At 68.5% G+C, this 22,202-nt stretch carries 24 protein-coding genes; 10 read left to right on the top strand and 14 right to left on the bottom strand.

Translation table 11 applies throughout. From position 1 onward, the window contains the following. Window positions 1-159: 159 nt before the first annotated feature. From minE to GIY56_RS05925, 7 genes are all read right to left on the bottom strand, one after another. Window positions 160-435, bottom strand: a complete 276-nt coding sequence (gene minE / locus GIY56_RS05955) for a cell division topological specificity factor MinE (protein WP_196053556.1) — start codon at window positions 433-435, stop codon at window positions 160-162. After that, on the bottom strand, window positions 432-1,280 hold the full coding sequence (gene minD / locus GIY56_RS05950) for a septum site-determining protein MinD (protein ID WP_154763860.1): 849 nt from the start codon (window positions 1,278-1,280) through the stop codon (window positions 432-434). The genes minE and minD overlap by 4 nt, the downstream gene beginning before the upstream one ends. Further along, window positions 1,277-1,993, bottom strand: coding sequence for a septum site-determining protein MinC (minC, locus tag GIY56_RS05945; RefSeq protein WP_154763859.1), 717 nt, complete (start codon window positions 1,991-1,993; stop codon window positions 1,277-1,279). Before minC ends, minD begins: the two co-directional genes overlap by 4 nt. Window positions 1,994-2,229: 236 nt before the next feature. Then, window positions 2,230-3,996 (bottom strand): acetyl/propionyl/methylcrotonyl-CoA carboxylase subunit alpha, encoded by a 1,767-nt coding sequence (locus GIY56_RS05940; protein WP_230312300.1) that lies wholly within the window; start codon window positions 3,994-3,996, stop codon window positions 2,230-2,232. Continuing rightward, the gene (locus GIY56_RS05935) at window positions 3,993-5,534 is read right to left on the bottom strand and encodes a 5-oxoprolinase subunit B/C family protein (RefSeq protein ID WP_154763858.1); all 1,542 of its coding nucleotides are present in this window, start codon (window positions 5,532-5,534) and stop codon (window positions 3,993-3,995) included. The genes GIY56_RS05940 and GIY56_RS05935 overlap by 4 nt, the downstream gene beginning before the upstream one ends. A gap of 61 nt (window positions 5,535-5,595) precedes the next feature. Further along, a complete protein-coding gene (locus tag GIY56_RS05930; RefSeq protein ID WP_328288457.1) occupies window positions 5,596-6,363 on the bottom strand; it encodes a LamB/YcsF family protein in 768 nt (255 codons plus the stop codon). A gap of 10 nt (window positions 6,364-6,373) precedes the next feature. Further along, window positions 6,374-7,606: an NRAMP family divalent metal transporter gene (locus GIY56_RS05925; RefSeq protein WP_154763856.1), complete on the bottom strand. Its 1,233-nt coding sequence runs from the start codon at window positions 7,604-7,606 to the stop codon at window positions 6,374-6,376. Window positions 7,607-7,866: 260 nt separating this feature from the next. Here GIY56_RS05925 and GIY56_RS05920 point away from each other — a divergent pair, with 260 nt between their 5' ends. The 8 genes from GIY56_RS05920 (at window position 7,867) to GIY56_RS05885 (ending at window position 16,533) form a co-directional block, all read left to right on the top strand. Further along, the gene (locus tag GIY56_RS05920; protein ID WP_154763855.1) at window positions 7,867-8,514 is read left to right on the top strand and encodes a GntR family transcriptional regulator; all 648 of its coding nucleotides are present in this window, start codon (window positions 7,867-7,869) and stop codon (window positions 8,512-8,514) included. Between the two features lie 78 nt (window positions 8,515-8,592). Next, on the top strand, window positions 8,593-9,579 hold the full coding sequence (locus GIY56_RS05915) for a LacI family DNA-binding transcriptional regulator (protein ID WP_154763854.1): 987 nt from the start codon (window positions 8,593-8,595) through the stop codon (window positions 9,577-9,579). Next, window positions 9,576-10,880: a xylose isomerase gene (xylA, locus tag GIY56_RS05910; protein WP_154763853.1), complete on the top strand. Its 1,305-nt coding sequence runs from the start codon at window positions 9,576-9,578 to the stop codon at window positions 10,878-10,880. Before GIY56_RS05915 ends, xylA begins: the two co-directional genes overlap by 4 nt. A gap of 12 nt (window positions 10,881-10,892) precedes the next feature. After that, window positions 10,893-11,948, top strand: a complete 1,056-nt coding sequence (locus tag GIY56_RS05905; protein ID WP_154763852.1) for a sugar phosphate isomerase/epimerase family protein — start codon at window positions 10,893-10,895, stop codon at window positions 11,946-11,948. Next, window positions 11,948-13,090 (top strand): Gfo/Idh/MocA family protein, encoded by a 1,143-nt coding sequence (locus GIY56_RS05900; RefSeq protein WP_230312298.1) that lies wholly within the window; start codon window positions 11,948-11,950, stop codon window positions 13,088-13,090. Before GIY56_RS05905 ends, GIY56_RS05900 begins: the two co-directional genes overlap by 1 nt. Continuing rightward, on the top strand, window positions 13,087-14,574 hold the full coding sequence (locus GIY56_RS05895; protein ID WP_328288456.1) for a sugar ABC transporter ATP-binding protein: 1,488 nt from the start codon (window positions 13,087-13,089) through the stop codon (window positions 14,572-14,574). Before GIY56_RS05900 ends, GIY56_RS05895 begins: the two co-directional genes overlap by 4 nt. Then, entirely contained in the window at window positions 14,571-15,560 is a 990-nt protein-coding gene (locus tag GIY56_RS05890; protein ID WP_154763850.1) for an ABC transporter permease, read from the top strand. The genes GIY56_RS05895 and GIY56_RS05890 overlap by 4 nt, the downstream gene beginning before the upstream one ends. Window positions 15,561-15,585: 25 nt before the next feature. Next, complete coding sequence (locus GIY56_RS05885; protein ID WP_154763849.1) at window positions 15,586-16,533, top strand: ABC transporter substrate-binding protein; 948 nt, start codon at window positions 15,586-15,588, stop codon at window positions 16,531-16,533. 241 nt (window positions 16,534-16,774) lie between these two features. On the opposite strand, the gene GIY56_RS05880 is transcribed toward GIY56_RS05885, so the two are convergent. The 3 genes from GIY56_RS05880 to GIY56_RS05870 all read right to left on the bottom strand — a co-directional run bounded on the left by GIY56_RS05880 (window position 16,775) and on the right by GIY56_RS05870 (window position 18,362). After that, the gene (locus GIY56_RS05880) at window positions 16,775-17,668 is read right to left on the bottom strand and encodes a DMT family transporter (RefSeq protein ID WP_230312296.1); all 894 of its coding nucleotides are present in this window, start codon (window positions 17,666-17,668) and stop codon (window positions 16,775-16,777) included. 62 nt (window positions 17,669-17,730) lie between these two features. Further along, entirely contained in the window at window positions 17,731-18,165 is a 435-nt protein-coding gene (locus GIY56_RS05875; protein ID WP_154763848.1) for a DUF1810 domain-containing protein, read from the bottom strand. Between the two features lie 68 nt (window positions 18,166-18,233). Beyond that, entirely contained in the window at window positions 18,234-18,362 is a 129-nt protein-coding gene (locus GIY56_RS05870) for a PNPOx family protein (RefSeq protein WP_196053555.1), read from the bottom strand. Between the two features lie 268 nt (window positions 18,363-18,630). On the opposite strand from GIY56_RS05870, the gene GIY56_RS18350 reads away from it, so the two are divergent. Next, the gene (locus GIY56_RS18350; protein WP_196053554.1) at window positions 18,631-19,026 is read left to right on the top strand and encodes a DUF2147 domain-containing protein; all 396 of its coding nucleotides are present in this window, start codon (window positions 18,631-18,633) and stop codon (window positions 19,024-19,026) included. 191 nt (window positions 19,027-19,217) lie between these two features. Here GIY56_RS18350 and GIY56_RS18465 read toward each other — a convergent pair whose 3' ends face one another. Then, window positions 19,218-19,391, bottom strand: a complete 174-nt coding sequence (locus GIY56_RS18465; RefSeq protein WP_154763846.1) for a hypothetical protein — start codon at window positions 19,389-19,391, stop codon at window positions 19,218-19,220. A 239-nt stretch (window positions 19,392-19,630) separates the two neighbouring features. Between GIY56_RS18465 and GIY56_RS05855 the strand changes: the two genes are divergently transcribed. After that, the gene (locus tag GIY56_RS05855; RefSeq protein ID WP_328288455.1) at window positions 19,631-20,113 is read left to right on the top strand and encodes a MarR family winged helix-turn-helix transcriptional regulator; all 483 of its coding nucleotides are present in this window, start codon (window positions 19,631-19,633) and stop codon (window positions 20,111-20,113) included. 16 nt (window positions 20,114-20,129) lie between these two features. On the opposite strand, the gene GIY56_RS05850 is transcribed toward GIY56_RS05855, so the two are convergent. Genes GIY56_RS05850 through GIY56_RS05840 form a run of 3 tightly spaced genes read right to left on the bottom strand, consistent with a single transcriptional unit; the run spans window position 20,130 to window position 22,187 of the window. Further along, entirely contained in the window at window positions 20,130-20,918 is a 789-nt protein-coding gene (locus GIY56_RS05850) for an SDR family NAD(P)-dependent oxidoreductase (RefSeq protein WP_230312295.1), read from the bottom strand. After that, on the bottom strand, window positions 20,915-21,754 hold the full coding sequence (locus GIY56_RS05845) for a fumarylacetoacetate hydrolase family protein (RefSeq protein WP_154763845.1): 840 nt from the start codon (window positions 21,752-21,754) through the stop codon (window positions 20,915-20,917). Before GIY56_RS05845 ends, GIY56_RS05850 begins: the two co-directional genes overlap by 4 nt. Window positions 21,755-21,764: 10 nt before the next feature. Then, window positions 21,765-22,187: a cupin domain-containing protein gene (locus GIY56_RS05840; RefSeq protein WP_154763844.1), complete on the bottom strand. Its 423-nt coding sequence runs from the start codon at window positions 22,185-22,187 to the stop codon at window positions 21,765-21,767. Window positions 22,188-22,202 lie beyond the last annotated feature (15 nt).

Raw genomic sequence — 22,202 nt, 5'->3', positions numbered from 1 at the left:
GCTTGGGCCAAGGCGGCGGCGGGCGCAATCGGGAAAGTCCCGGCGGCGTGTCAGTTTTTCGTCATCACGCGGTCCCGGCTTCGGCGACAGCGGATGATGCCGCAGCGTGTCCGGTCCCGGATGAGGGGACCGGAGAGGACCGCAAACCGGCCGCCGTCCTCAGCCCGCCTTCGACGGCACGGTCGCGGGCAGCTCGATGTTGATCTCCAGGCTCGACATCTGGTCGCCGCGCTCTATGCGGACCTCGACATCCTGTTCGCCGATGGGGACGTGCTTGCGGATCGCCGCGACGATGTCGCGTTGCAGCATCGGCAGATAATCGGCTTCCGCCGCGCCGCTGCTGCGTTCATGCGCAAGAAGGATCTGCAGCCGGTCCTTGGCCGTTTGCGCGGTCTTGGCGGGGTGCGGCTTGCGGATGAAGCTGAACAGGCTCATGACGCGCGCCCGAACAGCCGCTGGAACAGGCCGGGGCGGCGCTCGCCGACGATGCGCATCTCGACCTGGGTGCCGGTCAGGCGCGACACCGCGTCCTCGTAGGCGCGGGATGCCGCCGAGGGTTCGTCCAGCACGACCGGCGTGCCCACGTTCGACGCCTTCAGCACCGCCTTGCTTTCGGGAATGACGCCCAGAAGCGGCACGGCCAGGATTTCCAGCACGTCCTCGATGGTCATCATCTCGCCCTTGTCCACGCGCTCCTGGTCATAGCGCGTCAGCAGGACCTGGGCCTTGATCGGCTCGGCGCCCTCGGTCTCGGCCCGCCGGGTCTGGCTGGAAAGCAGGCCCAGCACGCGGTCGCTGTCGCGCACGGACGAAACCTCGGGGTTGGTGACGACCACCGCCTCGTCGGCGAAATACATCGCCATCTGGGCGCCGCGCTCGATCCCCGCGGGGCTGTCGCAGACGATATAGTCGAACTCGGCCTTCAGCTCGGTCAGGATCTGCTCGACGCCCTCCTTGGTCAGGGCGTCCTTGTCGCGGGTCTGCGAGGTGGGCAGGATCGACAGCGTGTCCAGCCGCTTGTCCTTGATCAGCGCCTGCTTCAGCTTGGCGTCGCCCTGGATGACGTTGATGAAGTCGAAGACCACCCGGCGTTCGCAGCCCATGATCATGTCCAGGTTGCGCAAGCCCACGTCGAAGTCGATTACCACCGTCTTGAAGCCCTGCTTGGCAAGCCCCGCCGAGATCGCCGCGGCCGAGGTCGTCTTGCCGACGCCCCCCTTGCCCGAGGTGATCACGATGACCCGCCCCAGGGGCGCGGTCGTCTTGGGTTCCGTCGTCATGCGATCACCTCCATGCGAAGTTTCTCGTCCTCCAGGTAAATATGGGTGCAGCGTTGGCGGGCGGCGTCTTCCAGCATCTCGCTGGTCTGGTACAGGCCCGCGATGGCGACCAGTTCGGCGTTGAGGCTTTGGCAAAAGATATGCGCCCGCTCGTCGCCGTGACAGCCCGCGATGGCGCGGCCGCGCAAGGGACCATAGACGTGGATGTTGCCCGCCGCGACCAGTTCCGCGCCTGATGCGACCGAGCCGATCACCGTCAGGTCGCCATGCTCGGCCACGATCCGCTGGCCCGACCGGACGGGCGCGTGGATGACCTTGTTCTCGACCGCCACGGGCGCGGCGGCGACAGGGGCGGGGACGGGCGCGGTTTCGCGGGGCAAGGGGGCGTCGCGGCCCGTGCTGACGGGAACCAGGCCCAGGGCCTGCAACGCCGCCGCGTCGAAGCCTGCCGCGTTCTGGACCCCGAACACCCGCAGGTCGCGCCCGCGCAGGTTCCCGACCAGGTCGCGCAGGCGGTCCGGTTGGTCACTGAGGCCCGGGACATTGGCCAGGTCCAGCACCACCGGCGCGCCCGAAAAGAACTGCGGCGTCTTGTGCAACTGTTCGTCCAGTTGCGCGTAGAAGGGATCATCCGGGCTGTCGGTGTCGATGCGAAGCGCCAGCACGGTCAGGAAGCGGCCGCGCACCTGGAAAGAGGCCAGCTTTGCCGGCATGGAGCCATGCCGGGCCCGGGCGGGTCGTTCGGACACGTCGAAACTCTGCTCCTGCGCTGTGGCGGATCGCGATTCGGGCCGCGCCACCTTATTGGGGTCCGTTTCTCACGACCGGGGGCCGGACGGAAGAAGCCGCCTGAGTGTTCAGCAGGAACCCGCCCACTTGTAAAGCCCGGCGAGTCACAACCGGAACAGAAAATGCGGGTCCCGCCTGCCGACCCCGATGGCGCTGCGCCCTAGTCCGGCAGGATTTGCGCAAAGGCATCCCCGAAGGCGACCGATGCCCCGGCCTCGCGCAGATGCTTCAGGCGGCCTGCGCGATGCGCCTCGACGCGGGTTTCCATCTTCATGGCCTCGACCACGGCGATGACTTGGCCGGCTTCGACGGTCGCGCCATCCTCGGCCTGCCAGGCGGTCAGGGTGCCGGGAACAGGGGCGGTGACGGTCGCCTCGTCGGGTGCCGGTGTGGCTTCGGGCGCGGGCGCGCCGGGGGCGGCGGCCATGATCCCGGCGGGCAGGCCCAGTTCGTGGCGCTTGCCGTCGATCTCGATGGCGAGGCGCAGCAGGGCCGGGGCAGGGGCGGGCGTCACGCGGGCGTGCGGAGCCACGGCGGCGGCCAGCGTCTCGGCGAAGTCGGTCTCGATCCAGCGGGTGTGGACGCGGAAGGTGCCGTCCTCGGCGCGGAAATCGGGCGCGTCCAGCACCGCGCGGTGGAAGGGCAGGACGGTCGCCACGCCGTCGATGCGAAACTCGGCCAGGGCGCGGCGGGCGCGGGCGATGGCCTCGGTGCGGGTGGCCCCCGTCACGATCAGCTTGGCCATCATCGAATCGAAGCTGCCGGGGATCACGGATCCCGCCACGACGCCGCTGTCCAGGCGGATGCCGGGACCGGCGGGGGCGTCGAAGCGGTCGATGGGGCCGGGGGTGGGCAGAAAGCCGCGCGCCACGTCCTCGGCGTTGATGCGGAACTCGATGGAATGGCCGCGCGGGGCGGGCACGCTGTCGTCCGCCAGCTTTGCCCCGCGCGCCACTGCGATCATGCCGCGCACCAGGTCGATGCCGGTGGTTTCCTCGGTCACGGGATGTTCGACCTGAAGGCGCGTGTTCACCTCGAGGAAGGAAATCGTGCCGTTCGCGGATAGCAGGTATTCCACCGTCCCCGCGCCGCTGTAGCCCGCATGGGCGCAGATCGCGCGGGCGCTGTCGTGGATGCGCTGGCGTTGATCGTCCGTCAGGAAGGGCGCGGGCGCTTCCTCGACCAGCTTCTGGTTGCGGCGTTGAAGCGAGCAGTCCCGCGTGCCCAGCACCTTGACGGTGCCGTGGCGGTCGGCCAGCACCTGCGCCTCGATGTGGCGGGGGCGGTCCAGGAACTGCTCGATGAAGCATTCGCCGCGGCCGAAGGCGGCCATCGCCTCTCGCGTGGCGGACTGGAACAGTTCCTCGACCTCGCCCAGGCGCCAGGCGACCTTCATGCCGCGCCCGCCGCCGCCGAAGGCCGCCTTGATGGCGATGGGCAGGCCATGTTCGCGGGCGAAGGCCAGGGCGTCGGCAGGGGTTTCCACCGGGCCAGGGGTGCCCGCGACCAGGGGGGCGCCGACGGCCTGGGCGATGCGGCGGGCCTCGATCTTGTCGCCAAGGGCGGTGATGACGGCGGGGTCCGGGCCGATCCAGATCAGGCCCGCGTCCTCCACGGCTGCCGCGAAGCCCGCGTTTTCCGACAGGAAGCCATAGCCGGGGTGGATCGCATCGGCGCTCGCACGCTGCGCAATGGCGATGATCTTTTGCCCGTCCAGATAGGTGTCCGCCGGGCTATCGCCGCCAAGCGCGAAGGCCTGGTTGGCCATGGCGACGAAGGGGGCGTCGCGGTCGGCGTCGGCATAGACGGCCACCGTCTCGATCCCCTCGTCCCGGCAGGCGCGGATGATGCGGACGGCGATCTCTCCCCTGTTGGCGATCAGCAGGCGGTTCAGGGGCAGGGTCGGGCCGGTGGCGAAAAGGGTCATGGCTTTGCCTCGATGTCCTGGAAGGGGGCGGCGGCGGTGAAGCGGATGCGCGCGCCGGGGGGGATCTGGCCCGCCAGATCCAGCGCCTCGGGGCGCAGCGTGGCGATCACCGGATAGCCGCCGGTCAGCGGGTGGTCGGCCAGGAACAGCACCGGCTGGCCGGAATGGGGGATCTGGATGGCGCCGGTCTCCGTGCCCTCGGACGGCAGTTCGCGGGCGTCCTCGCGGGTGACGGGTGCGCCTTCCAGCCGGATGCCCACGCGGGACGATTGCGGCGTGACCAGCCAGTCCTGGGACAGGAAGTGCGCAATCATGTTGTCCGAGAACCAGTCGGCGCGGGGGCCGAGGGTGACGGGCAGGTCCACGACATCACCCGGTTTCGGCAAGGCGGGCTGATCCTCGGGCGCTGCAATGGCTGTCGCAGGGTTGTTCGCGGCGTAAAGGAGGGCGCCGCTGGTCAGCGAATCGGGACCGACGAAGGCCAGGGTGTCGGTCGCCGCCGATCCCAGCACCGGGGCCACGTCAAAGCCGCCGCGCAGCGCCAGATAGCTGCGCATCCCGGCGGCGGGGGGCGGGATCAGCACCTCGTCCCCCGCATCGAGCGCGAAGGCCGTGGGCATGGCGTGCCCCGCAACCGTGGCCTGCCCCGCGCCGGTCAGGGCCAGCGTCACCGGCCGGTCCGCCCGCAGCCGCACGGGACCGAGGGTGATTTCCAGGACCGGCGCGTCGGACGGATTGCCAACCGCGCGGTTCGCCCGGCGCATTGCCCCCCTGTCCAGCGCGCCGGATGCCGAGACGCCTTGCCCGCCCTGTCCCGGACGCCCTTCATCCTGGAAGACGATGGGAAAGGCGGTTTGCACCACCGTCAGCGCAGGCTGGCCCTGCGGTTGGGGAATGGCAACCGAGGGATGGATCTGCGCCACCCCCTCGACAAATCGCGCCCTGACGCCGGGATGCAGAAGCGCAGGCGGGTCGCGCGACAAATCCCACATCGGCACCCGCGTCGTGCCGATCAGTTGCCAGCCGCCCGGCGTGTCCTGCGGATAGATGCCGCAGAAGCGCGCGGCCAGCGCCACCGACCCCGCCGGGATCCGCGTGCGCGGCGCGGGACGGCGGGGCACATCGAAGCGCGGGTCGTCACCGGTCATGTAGGCGAAGCCGGGCGCGAAGCCGCAAAAGGCCACCTGCCAGGTCGCGGCCTGGTGGGCGGCGATGACCTCGGCCACGGTCAGGCTCATGTAGGCGGCGACATCGGCCAGATCCGCGCCATCATAGGTCATGGGGATCTCGACGGTTTCCAGCGGGCCTGCCTGACGAACCGTGCCCGGCGCGGGTTGGCGGGCCTGGATCGCCCCGGCCAGCGCGCCATCGGCGGCAAGGCCGGGGGCCACGCGGACCATCAGCGTGCGGGCGGCGGGGATGATCTCGGTGACGCCCGGCAGGGGATCGGCCAGCAGCGCGTCGAACAGCGCCAACGTCTCGTCCAGATCGGCCAGTTCCACCAGCAGCGTGCGCGGGCCGACGGGCAGAAAGCGCATCGTCACAACTGCCACCGGCTGTCGGGAATGTCGGTCCGGGCGGTGTCCAGTTCGGCACGCATCACGCGGCCCCCGCGAAGGGGGCGACGGCGACGCCGCCTGCGACCAGGTCCTCGCGGATGCGCCGCGCCATGTCCACTGCGCCCGCGCTGTCGCCATGCACGCAGATGCTTTGCGCCTTCAGGCGCAGGGGGGTGCCGTCGATGGCCTCGATCACGCCTTCGGTGGCCAGCCGCAGCATCCGGGCGGCGACGGCATCGGCGTCGTGCAGCACCGCGCCCTTGTCGCGGCGGGACACCAGTTGCCCGTCCGGCGTATAGGCGCGGTCGCCGAAAGCCTCGGCCACGGTGGCAAGCCCGGCATCCGCCGCGCGGGACAGGATCGGCGCCCCGGCAAGCGCCATCAGCACCAGCGAGGGATCGATCTCCTTGATCGCCGCGATCACCGCATCGGCCTGCCGCGCGTCGGTGGCGATGGTGTTGTAGAGCGCCCCGTGCGGCTTCACATAGCTCACGCGCGTCCCTGCCGCCTTCGCGATGCCCTGCAAGGCGCCGATCTGATAGATCACGTCGGCGGTCAGTTCCGCCGAAGTCACGTCCATCGGACGCCGCCCGAAGCCCACGCGGTCGGGATAGGACACATGCGCCCCCACCGCCACGCCCCGCGCCGCCGCTTGCGTGACGGTCGCGCGGATGGTCAGCGGATCGCCCGCGTGAAAGCCGCAGGCGATGTTGGCGGAACTGACGATGCCCAGCATGGCGGCGTCGTCGCCCATGGTCCAGGCGCCATAGCCCTCGCCCAGGTCGCTGTTCAGGTCGATGGTTCGCACGGGATCCCCCTTACAGGCCCAGGAAGGCAAAGATCGGGCCGATGGAACGATAGCCCATGTACCAGGTCAGCGCGCAGACGATGGCGCTGAGGATCAGAAGCGGCCGGTTGTAACGGTGCCCGCCCATCAGGTCGGGCCGCGCGAAGCCCACATAGGTGAAGATCGTCAACCCGATGGGCAGGATCAAGCCGTTGAAGCCGCCCACGAAGACCAGCAGGGCGGCGGGCGCGGTGCCGATGGACAGGAAGACCGCCAGCGACACGGCGATGAAGATCACGGTGGCGATGTTGCGGCTGCGTTCGGGCATGGGCATGAAGGCCACCAGAAAGCTGACCGAGGTATAGGCCGCCCCGATGACCGAGGTGATGGCCGCGGCCCACAGGACCACGCCGAAGATCCGCATCCCCAAGTCGCCCAAGGCAAAGGCGAAGGCCTGGCCCGCGGGGTTCGCCGCCTGGCTGGACAGATCCAGCGTCACGCCCGACGCCACGACGCCCAGGATCGCCAGGAACAGCACGAAGCGCATCACGCCCGTGACCGCGATCCCGGTCAGCGAGGCCTTGGTGACGGCGGCCAGGTTCTCCTCGCCCACCAGGCCCTTGTCCAGAAGGCGGTGCGCGCCGGAATAGGTGATGTATCCGCCGACCGTGCCGCCCACGATGGTGGTGATGGTCGGAAAGTCGATCATGGCCGGAAAGATCGTCTGGCGCAGCGCCTCGCCCACCGGCGGGTTCGAGGTGACGGCCACGATCAGCGTCATGGCGATCATCAGGATGCCAAGCCCGATCAGCGACCGGTCCAGCAGCAGCCCCGCGCGTTTCGACAGGAACACGCCGATCGCCAGCAGGGCCGAGATCGCGCCGCCGATCTTGGGGTCCAGGCCGAACATGGCGTTCATCCCCAGGCCTGCGCCCGCGATGTTGCCCACGTTGAAGGCCAGTCCGCCGACCATCACCAGCACCGCCAGCAGATAGCCCGAACCGGGGATTGCGGCATTGGCGGTTTCCGACGCGTTCCGCCGCGTCAGCGCGGTGATGCGCCAGATGTTCAGCTGCACCACGAAGTCGATCAGGATCGAGGCCAGGATCGCGAAGGCGAAGGCCGCACCCAGCTTGGCGGTGAAGGTCGCGGTCTGGGTGATGAAGCCCGGCCCGATGGCCGATGTCGCCATCAGGAAGATCGCCGCCAGGAACCCGCCCCGCAGGGTGGCATTGGCGGCCGTGGGAACGGCTGTTGCACTCATCAGTCATGCTCCTGCTGCAGGGGAGGGCGGCGATTTCGGAATGGGGAAAGGGTGAAGGTCGCCGCGCAGTCTGTCAACAATTATGTGACAGGGTGATATTGATTGTTGAACAAAATAGCTGATGAGCGGGGATCATCAGCCGCTCTGATGGGCATCGGGGCAGGGGTTTGTTCCTTCGATCCCTGTTCCCACAGGGGCGATTCGCTTGCCTTGGGCCAAGGCGCCGTCCATTCTGCCGCCCGGAACACAGGAAACCAGACATGACCACCGATCCGCCGGGCCTGGCCGAGGAAACGGCCTCGCGTTTGCGCAACGACATCATCGGCGGCGCCTTGCCGCCGGGTCAGCGTTTGTCGGAAACCCGGCTGGCCGCCGATCTGGGCGTGTCGCGCAACACCCTGCGCGAGGTGTTCCGGCTGCTGACGCGCGAAGGCCTGCTGCGCCACGAACCCAACCGGGGCGTCTTCGTGGCCGTGCCCTCGATGGCGGGCATCGTGGACATCTACCGCGTCCGCCGCCTGATCGAGGTGCCCGCCTTGTCCCATGCCTGGCCCCGGCACGAGGCCGTGGCCCTCATGCGCCTTGCCGTCGAAAAGGCCCGCGCCGCGCGCGAGGCGCAGGACTGGCGCGGCGTGGGCAGCGCCAACATGGAATTTCACGCGGCCATCGTCGCCCTGACCGACAGCGCCCGGTTGCAGGCCTTCTTTGCGCAGATCATCGCGGAACTGCGCCTGGCCTTCGGTCTGCTGGACAGCCCCGAACGGCTGCACGAACCCTATATCGACCGGAACGGCCAGATCCTGGATCTGCTGGCGGGGGGCGAGCAGGCCCGGGCGGCGGCGCTGCTGGCGCAATACCTGGACGAATCCGAACGCGTGGTGCTGGCCGCCTTCGCCCGCCTGGGCTAGCCCTTCGGAGAGGCCGCAAGAAAATGATTGACGTATTTCTTTTTCCGCCAAATGCTGGCGGCAGGAGGAGATCCGTCCATGCGAAACCCCACGCTGCACGATGTGGCGCGGGCGGCTGGCGTCAGCTATTCGACGGCCGACCGGGTTCTGAACGAACGCGGTGGGGTGGCCGCGAAGTCGATCCAGCGTGTCCAGCGCGCCATCCAGGACCTGGGTTATCGCCGCGACATCCATGCGGCGAACCTGTCGCGCCGCCGCAGCTATCGTTTCGCGGTGTTCCTGCCGCGGGGCGACCACGGCTTCTTCTCGGCCTTGGGCCGTGCCCTGCTGGCCCAGGCCGAGGCGCGGGCGGCGGACCGGGTTTCCGTGACGCTCTGCGATCCTGGCCAGCGGGATGCGGGCGATTGGGACTGCGTGGCCCTGGTCGGCGCGGAATCCGAGGGGCTGGCGCAGGTCATCGCCGATCTGGCTGACCGGGGGATCCCCGCCATCACGCTGGTGTCCGACATCGCCGGGCCTCGGCGCAGCTATGTCGGCATCGACAACGCCGTCGCGGGACGCACGGCCGGGCGGCTGGTGCGGCTGGCCCATGGCCGGGGGGCGGGGCGGGTCCTGCCGGTGCTAGGTTCGCTGTCCTTGCGCGATCACCGCGAGCGCCTGGACGGCGCGGCCGAGATCCTGGAGGCTTCGCGCCTCACCCTGCTGCCCCCGGTCGAGGTCCATGACCACCCCGACCGGATGCGCGATGCCTTGGCTACGGCCCTGCGCGCCGATGACGGGATCACCGCGATCTATTCCATCGGCGCGGGCAATCGCGGCCTGATCGCCCTGATGGAGACCCTGGGCGAAGCCCGCCCCTTCGTCGTCCTGCACGAACTGACGCCCCATTCCCGCGCCGCGCTGGAGCGCGACCTGATCGACGTGGTCATCGACCAGAAACCGTCCGAGGAGGCCGCCCGGGCGCTCGACGCGATGCGCGCCATCGCCGATGGCGAGGAGCCGCCGGTCGCCGTGATCACGCCCGCCATCTTCTTCAAGGAAAACCTGCCCGGAGTGTCTGCATGACCGGCTATTTCGACGCCATCCCGCCGCTGTCCTTCGATCCCGACGCCGACGGCCCGGCCTTTCGCCATTACGACCCTGGCGAGATGGTCATGGGCAAGCGGGCCGAGGATCAGTTGCGCTTTGCCGTGGCCTGGTGGCATGGCTTCGGCTGGGAGGGCGGCGACCCCTTCGGCGGGCGCACCTTCGACCGCCCCTGGTTCCCCGCCGACACGATGGACCTTGCCGAACAGCGGGTCGATGCCGCCTTCGACTTCTTCCGCATCCTGGGCGCGCCGTTCTTCTGTTTCCACGACCACGACGTGCGGCCCGAAGGCGCCAGCCTGTCGGAGAGCCGCGACCGGCTGAACCGCATCGCCGACCTGATAGGGGCCAAGATGGAGAACGGCGGCCCGCGCCTGCTGTGGGGCACGGCCAACCTGTTCACCAACCGCCGCTACATGGCTGGCGCGGCGACCAACCCCGACCCCGATGTCTTCGCCCATGCCGCCGCCACCGTGCGCGACTGCCTGGACGTGACGCACCGGCTGGGGGGCGAGAATTACGTGTTGTGGGGCGGGCGCGAGGGGTACGAGACGCTGCTGAACACCGACATGTTGCGCGAACTGGACCAGATGGGCCGCTTCCTGTCGATGGTGGTGGATTACAAGCACAAGATCGGTTTCAAGGGCACCATCCTGATCGAGCCGAAGCCGCAGGAGCCGACCAAGCACCAATACGATTTCGACGTGGCGACGGTTTACGCTTTCCTGATGCGCCATGGCCTGGAAAAGGAAGTGAAGGTCAATATCGAGCAGGGCCACGCGATCCTGGCGGGCCATTCGTTCGAGCACGAGATCGCGCTTGCCAATGCCCTTGGCATCTTCGGGTCCATCGACATGAACCGCAACGACCCGCAATCCGGCTGGGACACCGACCAGTTCCCCAACAACGTCCCCGATGTGATGCTGGCCTATTACGAGATCCTGCGGGGCGGCGGATTCACCACCGGCGGCACCAATTTCGACGCCAAGATCCGGCGGCAGTCGCTGGACCCGCTGGATCTGGTCATGGCCCATGCGGGCGCGATGGATGTCTGCGCGCGGGGCCTGAAGGCGGCGGCCAGGATGCTGGAGGACGACCGGCTGGAGGCCGCGCGCCGCGACCGCTACGCCGGCTGGCAGCGCGCCGAGGCGCAGGCGATGCTGGCGCCCGGCGCGACGCTGGACGGGATCGCGGACCGGGCGACAGCAGCGGGGTTGGACCCGCAGCCGGTGTCGGGACGGCAGGAAATCCTGGAAAACCTGGTCAATCGCTATGTCTGAAGGGGGACGGCCATGAAGACCATCAAGGGGCCGGGGCTGTTCCTGGCGCAGTTCGCGGGCGATGCCGCGCCCTTCGACACCTGGGACGGCATCACCCGATGGGCGGCCGATTGCGGCTATGCGGGCGTGCAGGTGCCAAGCTGGGACGGGCGGCTGTTCGACCTGGGCCGCGCGGCGGAAAGCCGCGATTACTGTGACGAGATCGCGGGGGTGGCTGCCGCCAACGGTGTCCAGATCACCGAACTGTCCACCCACCTGCAAGGCCAGCTTGTCGCCGTGCATCCCGCCTATGACGAGGCCTTCGACGGCTTCACCGTGCCGGAGTGCCGCGGCAACCCCAAGGCGCGGCAGGAATGGGCGGTGGATCAGGTGACAAAGGCGCTGACCGCCAGCCGCAACCTGGGCCTGACCGCCATGGGCAGCTTTTCCGGCGCGCTCGCCTGGCCCTTCGTCTATCCCTGGCCGCAGCGCCCGGCGGGCCTGGTGGAAACCGCCTTTGACGAACTCGCCCGCCGCTGGCGCCCGATCCTGGATCATGCCGAGGATTGCGGCGTGGACATCTGCTATGAGATCCACCCCGGCGAGGATCTGCACGACGGCGACACGTTCGAGATGTTCCTAGACCGCGTGGGGGGCCACGCGCGGGCCAACATGCTGTACGACCCGTCGCATTACGTCCTGCAATGCCTGGATTACCTGGACAACATCGACATCTACAAGGACCGCATCCGCATGTTCCACGTCAAGGATGCCGAGTTCAACCCGACCGGGCGCAAGGGCGTCTATGGCGGGTTCCAGCCTTGGGTGGACCGCGCCGGGCGGTTCCGGTCGCTGGGCGACGGGCAGGTCGATTTCGGCGCGATCTTTTCCAAGATGGCGGCCAACGATTTCGACGGCTGGGCGGTGGTCGAATGGGAATGCTGCCTCAAGCACCCCGAGGATGGCGCGCGGGAAGGCGCCGAATTCGTGCGCAGCCACATCATCCGCGTGACGGAAACCGCCTTCGACGACTTCGCGGGCGGCGGCACGGATGATGCCGCGAACCGCCGGATGCTGGGGATCTCGTGATGGCGCGCATCAGGCTGGGCATGGTCGGCGGCGGCAAGGACGCCTTCATCGGCGCGGTCCACCGCATCGCCGCGCGCATCGACGGGGAATATGATCTGGTCGCAGGCGCCCTGTCCTCGACGCCCGAGCGGTCGCGCGACAGCGGCGTGGCGTTGGGTCTGGACCCCGACCGCTGCTATGGCAGCTTCGAGGAGATGGCCGGGGCCGAGGCCGCGCGTCCCGACGGGATCGAAGCCGTCGCCATCGTCACCCCGAACCACGTCCATGGTCCTGCCGCCGCGGCCTTCCTGCGGCGCGGCATCCACGTGATCTGCGACAAGCCGCTGACCGCGACCATGGCGCAGGCGGCTGAACTGGAAGCCGCGATCCGGGCCTCGGACGCGCTGTTCATCCTGACGCACAATTACACCGGCTATCCGATGATCCGGCAGGCGCGCGCCATGATCGCGGCGGGGGATCTGGGCCGGATCCGCATCGTGCAGGTCGAATACGCGCAGGACTGGCTGACCGAGGCGGCCGAGGCCACGGGCACCAACAAGCAGGCCGAATGGCGCACCGATCCCGAACGCAGCGGCGCGGGCGGGTCCATCGGGGATATCGGAACGCACGCCCATAACCTCGCCTGCTTCGTCACCGGCCTGACGGTCGAAAGCCTGTCGGCGGACCTGCACAGCTTCGTTCCGGGGCGGCGGGTGGACGACAACGCCCATATCCTGCTGCGCCTGAACAACGGCGCGCGCGGGATGCTGTGGTGTTCGCAGGTGGCGCCCGGCAACGAGAACGGGTTGCGCCTGCGGGTTTACGGCGAAAAAGGCGGGTTGGAATGGGGGCAGGAGGATCCGAACTACCTGTGGTACACGCCCTTTGGTGAACCCAAGCGCCTGCTGACCCGCAAGGGCGCGGGGGCAGGGGATGCGGCCAACGCCGTCAGCCGCACGCCGGGCGGCCACCCGGAAGGGTATCTGGAAGGATTCGCCAACATCTACACCGGCGCCGCGCGGGCGATCCGGGCCGCGCAAGCCAGTCAACGCGCGCCGGATCTGGACCTGCTGCCGGGGCTTGAGGAAGGCCTTGCCGGGATGCGCTTCATCGACGCCTGCATCCGCTCGTCCCGCGACGATGCCGCCTGGGTGACGCCGTGAGCGTCCTTGCCCTGAAAAACGTCAGCCGCAGCTTCGGCCCGATCGAGGTGCTGCACGACGTGGACATCGCGCTGCGCCCCGGCCGGGTCCATGCGCTGATCGGGGAAAACGGCGCGGGCAAATCGACCACCATGAAGATCCTGGCGGGATACCAGCCGCCCTCGTCGGGGCAGGTGGCTCTGGACGGCCGGCCGGTCAGCTTCGCCGACATGGGCCAGGCCGAGGCGCAGGGGATTTCCATGATCCACCAGGAATTCAACCTGGCCGAACAGCTGACGGTGGAACAGAACATCTTCCTGGGCCGCGAGGTGAAGCACGGCCCGTTTCTCGACAAGCCCGCCATGCGCGCCCGGACGCGCGAGCTTCTGGACCGGCTGGAATGCCGCGTGGCGCCCGACCGCGTGGTGTCCTCGCTGTCCAACAGCGACAAGCAGATGGTGGAAATCGCCAAGGCCCTGCTGCGCGAAACCCGCGTGCTGGTCATGGACGAACCGACCGCCGTGCTGACGCGCGCGGAAACCGCGATCCTGCTGCGCCAGGTCCGCGCGCTGCGGCAGGCGGGGACGGCGGTGCTGTTCACGTCCCACAAGCTGGACGAGGTGGAACAGATCGCTGACGACCTGACGGTCATGCGCGACGGCCGCGTGGTCTGGACGGGCGAGGCGGCGGCCATGGACCAGCACGCGATGGCGAACGCCATGGTGGGCCGCGAGATGTCGGATTTGTTCCCCGCCAAGACCGGGACGCCCGGAGAGGTCGCGCTTGAGGTCAGGAACCTGACCGTCCCCGGCTTTTCCCGCGACATCGGCTTCACCCTGCACCGGGGCGAGATCCTGGGCGTCGCGGGCCTGATCGGATCGGGCCGCACCGAGACCTTCGAGGGGCTGTGCGGGTTGCGCCCCGCCACGGGCGAGGTCCGCATCTTCGGCCGACCCGCCCGCATCGACCACCCCTGGCAGGCGCAGGAACTGGGCCTCTGCTACCTGACCGAGGACCGCAAGACGCGGGGCCTGCTGCTGGGCAAGGGGCTGCGCGAGAACCTGACCTTGCAGGCGCTTGCAAAGTTCGACCGGGGTTTGATCGACACCGGGGCCGAGGACCGCGCGCTGGACCAGGCGATTGCCGACTTCGACATCCGCGGCCATCGCGGCGCGCTTGTGGGCAACCTGTCGGGCGGCAACCAGCAGAAGCTGCTGCTGGCCAAGACCCTGCTGGCCGATCCGCGGATCATCGTCATCGACGAGCCGACACGCGGCATCGACATCGGCACCAAGCAGCAGATGTATGTCCTGATCCGCCGCCTTGCGTCCGAGGGCCGCGCCATCGTGGTGATCTCCTCGGAAATGCAAGAGGTGATCGGCCTCTCCGACCGCATCCTGGTCATGCGCCATGGCCGCATCACGGGCGAACTGGGCGCGGATGCGACCGAGGACGCCATCGTCAAGCTGGCCATGGGCGTGGCCACGCAAGGGGAACCCGCATGAGCGACGCGACCGCCACCGCCCCCCGCCGCATCCGCATGACCGTGATCGGCCCGATCCTGGCCCTGGTCCTGCTGGTCGTCGCGGGCGCGCTGATGAACCCCAATTTCCTCGGCTGGGACAACGTGACCAACGTGCTGGCCCGCTCGGCCTTCATCGGCATCATCGCCGTGGGCATGACCTTCGTGATCACGGCGGGGGGCCTGGACCTGTCGGTCGGATCCATGGCGGCCTTCATCGCCGGGCTGATGATCCTGGTGATGAACAGCCTCGTGCCCACGATGGGCGCGGGCGTCACCGTGATCCTGGTCGGCATGGCCGTGGCCCTGCTGGCAGGACTGGCGGCGGGGCTGCTGAACGGCATCCTCATCACACGCCTGGGGATCGAGGCCTTTATCGTCACGCTGGGATCCATGGGCATCTATCGCAGCCTGGTCACATGGCTGGCCGACGGGGGCACGCTGTCGCTGGATTTCACCCTGCGCAGCCTCTACCAGCCGGTCTATTACGGCGGCATCTTCGGCATCACCTGGCCGATCATCGTCTTTGCCGTGGTGGTCGTGATCGGAGAGATCGTCATGCGGTCCACCGCGTTCGGCCGCCATTGCGCGGCCATCGGGTCGAACGAACAGGTCGCCAAGTATTCCTCGGTCCGCGTGGACCGGGTGCGGCTGACGACCTATGCCGCGCTTGGCCTGCTGGTCGGCATCGCCACCATCATGTACGTGCCGCGCCTCGGGTCGGCCTCATCCGCGACGGGGATGCTGTGGGAACTGGAGGCCATCGCCGCCGTGATCATCGGCGGCACGGTGCTGAAGGGCGGCTTCGGGCGGGTCTGGGGCACGGTGATCGGCGTGCTGATCCTGACGCTGATCGGCAACCTGCTGAACCTGACGGATTTCGTATCGCCTTACCTGAACGGCGCGATTCAGGGGGCCATCATCGTTCTCGCTGTGGTGTTGCAGCGCGAAGGCAAGGCCCGCGCGTGAGCCGGGTTCATATGGGAGGGAAACCATGAAGCATTTCGTATCGGGACTGGCCTTGGCCGTGGCACTGGGCGCGCCCGCGTTCGCGCAGGACGGTGAAACCAAGGTGATCGGCGTGTCGATCCCGGCGGCGACCCATGGCTGGGCGGGCGGCATGAACTATTTCGCGCAAGCCGCCGTGGACCGGCTGGAGAAAACCTATCCGCAGCTGGACTTCGTGCTGGCGACCGCGTCCGACCCGGCCAAGCAGGTCAACGACATCGAGGACATGGTGGCCACCCGCAACATCGACGCGCTCGTGGTGCTGCCCTTCGAATCCGAACCGCTGACCGGCCCGGTCCAGAACGTCAAGGCCTCCGGCGCCTGGATCACCGTGGTTGATCGCGGCCTGTCGCAGGAGGGGATCGAGGATCTGTATGTCGCGGGCGACAACCCCGGCTTCGGGCGCGTGGCGGGCGAATACATGGCCAGCGCCCTGCCCGAGGGCGGCAAGATCGTCGTGCTGCGCGGCATCCCCACCACCATCGACAACGAACGCGTCGAGGGCTTTCAGGCCGCCATCGAGGGCAAGAACATCGAGATCCTGGGCATGGAACACGGCGACTGGAACCGCGACAAGGCCTTCACCGTGATGCAGGACTTCCTGTCCAAGCATCCGCAGATCGACGCGGTCTGGGCGTCCGACGACGACATGGCCGTGGGCGTCCTGGGCGCCATCGAGGCGGCGGGCCGCGACGACATCAAGTTCGTCCTGGGCGGCGCGGGCATGAAGGAGATGATCAAGCGCACCATGGACGGCGACGCGATGATCCCCGCCAACGTCACCTATCCCCCCGCGATGATCGCCACCGCCATCGAGATCACGGCAGTGGGCCTTGTGTCGCAAGCGCCGGTGTCGGGCGATTTCATCATCGGCTCGGTGCTGGTGACGCCCGAGAATGCGGAAAGCTATTACTATCCCGACAGTCCGTTCTAATCCAAAGCTGGCCGGGCGGGATCAGGAAATGCGCCGAGCATTTCCCCCGACCGCCACGCGACGGTGCAACCAAAGACGGTGCAGCCCCGCGACCACGAGAGGCCAGCGCCCGACCCAGGGGGGCGAGAAGCGCCCGCCGGGGGCGGGGCGGGCGCTGGCCGGGCCTTCGAGGCCCGGCGGTTCAGGTTGATATGGCGCGACGTGGCGAAGGCGATGGCCTTCGCCAATCCGGCCTTGACCCTCACGCGACAGCCCTGCGCCGTTCCGCCATCATCGCCTGGAAGTTCGACAACAGGATGATGCCGCCGCCCAAAAACACCCACAGGTCGATCGCCTCGGCGTAAAGGGCGTAACCCACCAGCGCCGCCAGCGGCACGCGCAGGAAGTCGATGGGCACCAGGACCGAGGCGTCCAGCCGCCGCAGCGCCTGCGCCATGCCGTAATGCGCCGACAGCGCCCCCATGCCCGCCAGCAGCATCCAGGGCACATCCGTCAGCGCCACGGGCCGCCAGTCGGTCAGCGCGGCGATCAGCCCCAGCGGCAACTGGATCAGGATCATCCAGACCACGATGGCCCCGGGCGAGGCATGATGCGTCAGCTGCTTGACCAGGATCATCGACAGGCCATAGCCCGCCGCCGCGACCAGCACCAGGATGGCGGCGGGATCGACCATGCCGAAGCCCGGGCGCACGATCACCATGACGCCCAGGAACCCGCCCGCGCTGGCCAGCAGGCGCGGCCCGCTCAGCCGTTCCTTCAGCAGCAACCAGGCGAACAGCGTCACCCAGATCGGCATGGTGAATTCCAGCGCGAAGACCGAGGCCAGCGGCAGCAGCACCACGCCGACCGTCCAGAAATACTGCGCGGTGAAATGGACCAGGTTGCGCCACAGGTGCAGGCGGAACCGGGCGGCGCGGCGCACCTCGGGAAAGAGGCTGCGTCCGACGGCCAGGATCACGAACAGCCCCACCAGCGCCCGGAAGAACAGCACCTGCCGGATCGACAGCGTGGCGGCCAGTTCGCGCGACCCCACCGACATGGCGATAAAGGACGCCATCGCCAGCGCCATCCAGGCCAGGCCCTGGCCAAAGTCCGAGCGCCCGCCCGAGGCGGCAATCCCGATCTTGCCCGACATGGTTTCCCCCTTCGCCCCAAGCGGTCGGACCATAGGCCGGACGCCGGGCAGACGAAAGGGCCTCAGGACAGCCTGTCCACCGTGACGGGGCAGGGACGGCCATCGTAGAAGGTGTCCAGGATGCGGCGGAACACGGGCGGGGCATTCTCGACCGCCGCAAACAGCGTGGCCGAGGATCGCAGCTTTTCCGCGTCGATCCCGCCCATGATCCGCTCGGCCGGAAGGTTGCCATGGGCCAGCACGGCCTCGGCGCAGGCGATCAGGCGCGGGCCGAGGACGGGATGCGCCAGATAGCGCCGCGCCTCGTCGAGATCCGCGATGCCGTAGTGGTGCGACATCGCCGACCGGCCAAGCCCGCGCAGTTGCGGGAAGATGAACCACATCCAGTGGCTTTGCTTGCGCCCTTGCCGCAGTTCCGCCAGCGCGATGTCGTAGGGACCGTCCTGCGCCTCGGTGAAGCGGTCAAGCCGGTCAGGATCGGGGGAATGGCGGGCCATGGCGATGTCCTTTCGATGCCGCCAGCCAATCATGGCCGGGGCATGGGGTCAACGCGTCCCCGCCGACGCTATTGCGCCGCCTGCAACCTGTGGAACCGCGAGCGCGCATGAACCAGCGCGCCGCCGGGGGCGAGGCGGGCTTCCTCGATCCTGCCCACGAAGATGCGGTGGCTGCCGCTGTCGCCTTGGGTCAGCACGCGGCAGGACAGGCAGGCGAGCGGCCGTCAGCAGGCGGCGGAACTTGGCCGTCTCGGTCAGGCGGGAAGGGTCGGATTCGGTCAGGGCGGCGGAAAGGCCGCTGCCGGAAAAAGGCCGGTTCATGGGCGCGGTTCCTGTCGGTCCTTCAGGCACGAAACACCGCGTCGGCGTATCGACCGAATGCATTGTCGGAATGATGTCCATAAGCGGGATGCATGGAAAGATTGTTCCTTTGCCAGCAAGGCCCGCCCGCATTATGCTTGGGGGATGAAGACCGCCCTGCTTGCCCTTGCCGCCCTTGCCTTTCTGGGTCAGCCCGCCCTGGCCGCCGATCCCCTGGCCGGGATCTGGCGCACCCAGCCAGGGCGCGATGGCGGCTTCGGGCATGTCGAGATCCTGCCTTGCGGGGGCGGGTTGTGCGGAACGGTGGTGCGGACCTTCGACGCGCAGGGCCAGGCGGTCCAGGCCGGCGATCTGGGCGCGGCCATCCTGGCCGATGTGGTGGCGACCGGCGGGGGAAGCTATGGCAAGGGCCGGATCATCAACCCCGAGACCGGGCGCAGCTATACCGCCCGCCTGACGCTGCGGGGCGACCTGCTGGACGTGGGCGGCTGCATCATGATGATCTGCCGCAACGCGGGCACCTGGCAGCGGGTGCAGTAGGCGGATCGGCAATCACCGCTGCACGGCCTTCGATCTGGCGACGGCCATCGCCGCTGCCACGCGATGCCATTGTTCAGCGCGCGGATCACGCCGTCACGGGTGCTGCCCTGCACGATCAGCCCGATGGTCGAGGCCGGGTTGCCGAAGTGTTCGTTGATGGTGGTGTCCAGGATATGGGTGAGCGCATTTGGTCAGGGGCGGTCCACCTTTTCTTTCTCATGCAGGAACACGGCAGGGGGCAGGACGATGCGGGACAGGTCGCGCTTGGGGTTCTGCGCGTCCGACACGGTCACCTTCGGTGCGCGAAGCGCTGCGCTGCCTGACCGACGAGGGGCGCTGGTCGAGGGCAAGTGGAACTCGGCCACGTTGCCCGCGCTCGGGCGGAAGCGACATCTTCAAGGCGGATGTAACCCTTAGCTATGCCCGCAGACTATATCGTGGCCGCGCTGGAGGCCCGCGACGGGGCGGCGGCCAGGGCCGCGATGATGGACGCCGCCCTGGTCCGCAGGTTGACAAGGGGCCGCATCTGGTCAAGGATTATTTCGGGTTCAAAATGATTTCTTGATCGAATTTCGTTGGATCGGCTTACCGAGGGGCAGGGCAGGTGGAACCGGACGAGTTGGGCGCGGCCCCTGGTGCGCAGGCCGACACGGCAACGGCGCGTCAGCGCCTGCGGTTGTGGCTGCAGATGCTGAAGGCGGTGCGCCATGTGGAAAGCGACCTGCGCGAACGGCTGCGGCAGGGATACGACATGACGCTGCCGCGCTTTGACGTGCTGGCCGCGCTGCTGGCCGCGCCGGACGGGTTGCGGATGACGGAACTGTCGCAGCAGCTGATGGTGTCGAACGGCAATGTCACCGGCATCGTGGACCGGCTGGTGGCCGACGGCATGGCCGAACGCGAGACGGTGGAAAACGACCGCCGCGCCTTCCGGGTCCGCATCTCTGACACGGGCGCGGCACTGATGCGCGAGATGACGGCCCGCCATCTGGGATGGATCAACGAGTTGTTCGCCGACGTGACCGAGGCGGACGCGGCGCGCGGCATCTCGATCATGCTGGACATCCGGCACAAGGCCCGCCGATAGGGGCGGGCCTTCGCTGCTAGAGGATGCCGGTCTCGCGCGCCACGCGGCGATAGGCGGCGCCTGCGGTGAAGCCGCCGTCGATCACGACATCCTCGCCCGTGATGAAGCTTGATGCGTCGGAGGCCAGGAACAGCACCAGTTGCGCGACCTCATCGGCCTCGCCCGCCCGTGCCATGGGGGTGATGCCGATCATCGGTCCCAGATGGGGCGAGTTGCGGTTCAGGTCCGTCACGATCAGGCCGGGGCAGATGGCGTTCACGCGGATGCCGCTTTCGGCATATTCCATTGCCGCCGTCCGGGTCAGCCCGCGCAAGGCCCATTTGCTGGCCGTATAGGCCGGGTCGTAGTGCCCCGAGAACGCGCTGTTCGACGCGATGTTGACGATGCTGCCGCCCTGGCGCATCGCGGGGGCTGCGGCGCGGATGCCCAGAAAGGCGCCGGTCAGGTTCACGTCGATCACGCGGCGCCATTCGTCCGGCGTCATGTCGCGGATGATCTTGCGGTTGATGATGCCCGCGTTGTTGACCAGCACGTCCAGCCGCCCGGTCCAGTCCACGGCGGTCCTGACCGCGCCGTCCCAGGCCTCGGCATCCGTCACGTCCAGGCGCAGGAAGCGCGCCTTCTCGCCCAAGCGTTCGGCCAGGGCCTCGCCCTCGGCTTCCAGCACGTCGCAGATCAGGACATGGGCGCCGGCGGCGGCCAGCAGTTCGGCGTGGGCGGCGCCTTGGCCCCGCCCGCCGCCGGTGACGATGACGGTCTTGCCCGTCAGGTCGGTCATCGCCCGCAGCGTGTCTTGCGCGTTCATGCCTGCACCATCCTTTGACGCTGTTCGCCCAGACCCGCCGCGCCGAGGGTGACGACCTGGCCTTCGCGCAGGAAGGTGGGCGGCGTCATGCCGAGGCCCACGCCCGGCGGCGTGCCGGTGGCGATGATGTCGCCGGGCAGCAGCGTCATGAACTGGCTGACATAGCTGACCAGATGCGCCACGCCGAAGATCATCGTGCGGGTGTTGCCGGTCTGGCGGCGCTGGCCGTCCACGTCCAGCCACAGGTCGATGGCCTGGGGATCGCCGATCTCGTCCTTGGTGACCAGCCAGGGACCGATCGGGCCGAAGGTGTCGTGGCTTTTGCCCTTGGTCCATTGCCCGCCGCGTTCGGACTGGAAGCGGCGTTCGCTGACATCGTTGACCAGCAGATAGCCCGCGACATGATCCAGCGCCCGCGCCTGATCCACGTATTTCGCGCGGGTGCCGATGACGATGCCCAGCTCGACCTCCCAGTCGGTGCGGTCGGACCCGCGCGGGATCTGCACGTCGTCGTAGGGTCCGCAGATGGCGCTGACGGCCTTGGCGAACAGGACGGGTTCGGCGGGCGGTTCCTTGCCCGTTTCGCGCGCGTGGTCGGCATAGTTGAGACCGACGCACAGGAACTTGCCCACGCCCGCGACCGGCGGGCCGAGGCGGTCGGGCGTGACCGGCGGCAGGTCGGCGGGGTCCAGCGTGGCCAGCCGCGCCAGGGCATTGGGCGCCAGCGCGTCGCCCGCGATGTCGGGCACATAGGCCGACAAGTCGCGGATCTGGCCTTGGGCATCCAGCAGGCCGGGCCTTTCGGCGCCGGAGGCGCCGTAACGGAGAAGTTTCATGGATCCGTCCCTATGCGCGGCGATAGCCCTGAAGCTGGCTGTCGGGCACGTCGTCGAAGTTCGTGACCAGGTTGTCGGGCGTGCGGCAGGTCAGCCAGACCAGTTCGTCGGTCGTGCTCATGTTCACCTCGACATGCTTCATGAAGGGCGGCACGAAGACGAAGTCGCCTTCATGCATGTCCACGAACTCCCGGTAATCCTCGCCGAAATAGATGCGCCCGTGGCCCTTGAGGACATAGCCGCCGGTCTCGCAATGCTCATGGTGGTGCGGGGGCGAGCGGTGGCCGGGTTCGTTGCTGACCCGCCCGAACCAGATCTTGGTGGCGGGGGTGTGCTGCGGGCTGACGCCCGACTTGCGCACGCAATCGCCCGATTGCGCGGTCTGTTCGCCAAGCTCGCTGGCGCGGGTGACGACGGGGACGACCTTTTCCATGATGTTTCCTTTCCC

Origin of the sequence: Paracoccus lichenicola (assembly GCF_009708075.1) — a bacterium.
In the GTDB taxonomy this organism is placed as follows: Bacteria; Pseudomonadota; Alphaproteobacteria; order Rhodobacterales; family Rhodobacteraceae; genus Paracoccus; species Paracoccus lichenicola.
The sequence above is the reverse complement of the archived record's forward strand: the minus strand, read 5'-3'. Positions and strand labels throughout refer to the sequence as shown.